Consider the following 4,061-nt stretch of genomic DNA (forward strand, 5'->3'; position numbering starts at 1 on the left):
GGCGCTATAAGAGCAATGCTTGGGAAACTGGCGGTCGAGTCGAGGGTCGAACTGCTGCTGAAATCGCACGGGCATTGGAATCGATCGTTCGCGATCGGCAAAAATCATACGTCCGCATTATCGGGGTAGACCAACAAGCCCGCAAACGGACGATCGAAAAGCTGATTCACCGCCCTGGGAAATAGGCTGCATCGATTTGGCAATGCACAAATAATAAGTTTTGTCAACTCAGTTCGCTACCGTGAGGATGGGGATCGCTAGCCTCACATAAAAGTTTCTGATACCTAACTTAACAAAATAAAATTGTTGCTTATATTGCCAAAGCGTCACGTCTCAGTCTATGCTTGACTTTAGCAGATGCATAGTATTGGGGTTTGCATAGATAAAAGTCTATGGAAACAATTAACATTTACTACTAAATCTGATTCGGTGCAAATCTGCGATCGAGTCGCCTTCTTGACTCGCTCAACCGTCTGGGAACAGAGGCGATCGCGAGTCGCCAATTACAACAAATTTACTCTAAGGACGAAAAATATATGTCTATTGCCGTGGGAATGATTGAAACCAAAGGTTTTCCTGCTGTTGTGGAAGCTGCTGATGCCATGGTCAAAGCCGCACGAGTCACATTGGTCGGCTATGAAAAAATTGGTAGCGGTCGGGTAACTGTCATTGTCCGTGGTGATGTCTCTGAAGTACAAGCTTCCGTATCCGCAGGTGTGGAATCCGTTAAGCGCGTCAATGGTGGTGAAGTGCTATCCACTCACATCATTGCTCGTCCCCACGAGAACCTAGAGTACGTCTTACCCATGAACTACACCGAAGATGTCGAGAAATTCCGCGTCTAAGATCGCAAGTTAGCTCAAAATCGCATTACTAAAAATTTTAGGAGTCATTGATAATGTCAATTGCAGTTGGGATGATTGAAACACTAGGCTTTCCCGCAGTAGTGGAAGCTGCTGACGCGATGGTTAAAGCCGCTCGTGTTACCTTAGTTGGCTACGAAAAAATCGGTAGCGGTCGCGTGACTGTGATCGTACGCGGTGACGTTTCGGAAGTCCAAGCTTCTGTATCCGCAGGCGTAGAATCCGTGAAGCGCGTTAATGGCGGTCAAGTGCTGTCTACGCACATCATCGCGCGTCCTCACGAAAATCTGGAGTACGTTCTACCGATGAACTACACTGAAGACGTTGAGAAATTCCGCGATAGCTTAAATGGCCCTGGCCCATTGGCGATCGGCGGTAGACGTTCGTAGTAGCTCGATGAAGCTAGCTAGAGTTTTGGGTACTGTGGTCAGTACCCACAAAGAACAGAGTTTAACTGGAACGAAGTTTTTGCTCGTGCAACTGATCGACGCCGCAGGTAACGATCTCCCAGAGTATGAAGTCGCCGCCGATTGTGTGGGCGCAGGTTTAACAGAAGTAGTTTTGCTAAGTCGGGGCAGTGCTGCCCGTCAAATCTCTAGTAAAGATCGCTACCCTGTCGATGCGCTAGTCGTAGCGATCGTCGATACAGTAGCCGTAGGTAATGACTTGACATACAGCAAGCGCGATAGTGCCTGATCGGAAATTATTATAGCGAAAAGTGCATTTGGTCGGCTAGCTGACCATTGGGTCTTGGGCTTTGCCCAGTCTTGTCGCACCTTTCCAAGACAGCGGAAAATCCGGTCTTGGGCTTTGCCCAAGTGCAGGACTTTTTCAAGACAGCGGAAAATCCGGTCTTGGGCTTTGCCCAAGTGCAGGACTTTTTCAAGGCGATCGTGCCCGCCAAAGTGGCAATCCAGACACGATGCTGCGGGCTGAAGCTGGTCTTTCGAGGCTAATTTAAACTCAAAAGTTATTGATGATTTAATAGAGAACCAAGATATGAGTGAAATTAGTGATAGCGTCCGCCAACAAATCCGTCAGTTATTGAGCCAAGGCTATAGAGTCGGCTTGGAATATGCTGATGCGCGCCGGTTTCGGACAGGTTCGTGGCAGAGTGCGGCTGTAGCTCAAGGCAGTGAAAGCAGTGTCCTCAACAGTATTTCCAGCATTCTCGACGAACACCAAGGTGCATACGTCCAACTGCTCGGTGTCGATACCAACTCCCGCACGCGGGTATTGGAATTGATGATTCAACGTCCCGACGGGGCAGTTACCCAGGTAAGTTCCACCAAGATTAATGGTGGTAAGACTGTCGCTGCTGCTAGCAACGGTCATGCAACTAGCAATGCCGGTACGGATGTAGCGCAATCAGTACGCCAATTACTGAGTCAAGGCTATCGCATCGGTACCGAGTTTGCCGATGCGCGCCGGTATCGGGCGACATCTTGGACGAGTGGGCCTTCCTATCAAGGTACCCGCGAAGCTGAAGCGATCGCCATGCTGAGCGAACTAGTTGCCAATCATCCCGATGATTACGTCCGCGCGATCGGGATCGATACCCACGCCCGCCGACGGGTCGCAGAATTTGTGATTCACAAACCGGGCGAGCCAGCAACCCTCAGTAGTGGTGGCGGCAGCAGCCAAAAAACCAGCTCGTTTAGCAGCGCGTATGGCGGATCGTCTAGTGCGAGTAGTAACATTAAAACCTCCCTCAGTGCTGAAGTCGTAGCCTCTGTGCGTCGTCTGTTGGAAAATAGCTACCAAATTACCACAGAACATGCGGATTTGCGCCGCTTTCGGAGCAGTTCCTGGCATACTTGTAAGCCCGTATCGGCCACGCGACTCCAAGATGCAGTCGCGCAATTGGAGACTTGTCTGAACGACCATGAAGGCGAATACGTGAGGTTAATTGGGGTCGATACCCAAGCTAAACGCCGCGTGCATGAAGAAATCATTCAACGTCCCTGACAGTAACACCAACGGCGATCGGCAAACAGTCGCTAATAATCCAGTCGATCGCCAATCCGATCGAGATCGGCGGCGGGTTTGTAAATTAAGTCGTGGGTTCAGAGTGGGGAAAAATGGGCACACAGATGACGGGAATCGGGGCAAGGTAACGATGCTTTGTGCCGATCTCCCTGTCGTCGTCTCTAGCTCTACTCGCCCTATCTTTGGATTTCGACTCCCGTTCCCCGCGCAATGCTCATGCTAACCAAGTTTCGATCGATATCTAGAGCGGTAGTCCCAGTCCATCTCGATGGCAATGTCTCGATCGATCCGAGTGCGGCCATCGCGCCAGGAGTCCTACTCCAAGCCGAAGCCGACAGTCGGATTACGATCGGGGCGGGGGTCTGTATCGGTGCTGGATCGATCGTCCATGCCACTGGCGGCGAGATCGAGATTGGCATGGGAGTATGTATCGGGCGCGGTGTGTTGATTATTGGGAGCGGCACGATCGAGCGCAATGCGTGTATTGGGGCGGGCACGACCGTCATCGATCCGCAAATCGCCGAAGGTGAAGTCATTCCGACGCATTCACTGCTCGGAGATCGGTCTAGAGGTGAGGTATCGGTAGTCGATTCGCCACCACCTAGTCCGCCGACACCAGCCACCCCAGCTCATCAACCTCACGATGCCAGCGATGTCTGGGCGACTGAAGATGCCTGGGATACGACCGCCCAGACCCCAGAAGCAGCTCCCAACGTCGCACCGCCCCATCAGGCAGACCCGACGATCTCAGTCACGATCGAGGTTGCCGACCGCGCGGTAAAATCTGTCGCTGGCCGCGCCAACTTCGATCGACTCAAACGCCACCTTTTCCCCAATGGTTGACATCATGACCTCTCCCGTACCGCCCAAACTCACATCAACCAAGATCGCTGTCGTGTTGAATGGGAAAGGTGGTGTGGGTAAAACCACCACAGCAATCAATCTCGCTGATATTTTTGCCGAACATCATCGCGTGCTGTTGGTGGATGCCGACCCGCAAGGATCGGCAACGTGGTGGGTCAAGCAAGCTCAAGGCATCGATTTAGGTTTTGAGTCAACTGTATTAACCGATTTCGCTGACGTCAACCGCAAACAGTGGTCGAAATACGATATTGTAGTTGTCGATATGCCACCAGCACTCGACTCGGTAGCACTTGGAGCGATTATGCCGATCGCCGATTACTTGGTTTTACCGACTCCCCCCGCACC

General features: G+C 51.7%; 7 protein-coding genes and 1 pseudogene. All 8 read left to right on the forward strand.

Annotated elements, in window-relative coordinates:
- A pseudogene (locus tag RMO84_RS04925) lies at positions 1-185 on the forward strand (carbon dioxide-concentrating mechanism protein CcmM); the annotation flags it as partial.
- Positions 186-536: 351 nt separating this feature from the next.
- Positions 537-845, forward strand: coding sequence for a carbon dioxide-concentrating mechanism protein CcmK (locus RMO84_RS04930; RefSeq protein ID WP_015161393.1), 309 nt, complete (start codon positions 537-539; stop codon positions 843-845).
- Between the two features lie 53 nt (positions 846-898).
- A complete protein-coding gene (locus tag RMO84_RS04935; RefSeq protein ID WP_015161394.1) occupies positions 899-1,252 on the forward strand; it encodes a carbon dioxide-concentrating mechanism protein CcmK in 354 nt (117 codons plus the stop codon).
- Positions 1,253-1,259: 7 nt separating this feature from the next.
- Positions 1,260-1,559: a EutN/CcmL family microcompartment protein gene (locus tag RMO84_RS04940; protein WP_310487369.1), complete on the forward strand. Its 300-nt coding sequence runs from the start codon at positions 1,260-1,262 to the stop codon at positions 1,557-1,559.
- A 107-nt stretch (positions 1,560-1,666) separates the two neighbouring features.
- Entirely contained in the window at positions 1,667-1,819 is a 153-nt protein-coding gene (locus tag RMO84_RS04945) for a hypothetical protein (protein WP_310487365.1), read from the forward strand.
- Between the two features lie 43 nt (positions 1,820-1,862).
- Positions 1,863-2,831, forward strand: a complete 969-nt coding sequence (locus tag RMO84_RS04950; RefSeq protein WP_310487366.1) for a ribulose bisphosphate carboxylase small subunit — start codon at positions 1,863-1,865, stop codon at positions 2,829-2,831.
- Positions 2,832-3,068: 237 nt separating this feature from the next.
- On the forward strand, positions 3,069-3,695 hold the full coding sequence (locus RMO84_RS04955) for a hypothetical protein (protein ID WP_310487367.1): 627 nt from the start codon (positions 3,069-3,071) through the stop codon (positions 3,693-3,695).
- The coding region (locus RMO84_RS04960) for a ParA family protein (RefSeq protein ID WP_310487368.1) at positions 3,688-4,061 on the forward strand (374 nt) is incomplete at its 3' end. The genes RMO84_RS04955 and RMO84_RS04960, both read left to right, overlap by 8 nt.

The organism is Chamaesiphon sp. VAR_69_metabat_338 (assembly GCF_031423935.1).
GTDB lineage: Bacteria > Cyanobacteriota > Cyanobacteriia > Cyanobacteriales > Chamaesiphonaceae > Chamaesiphon.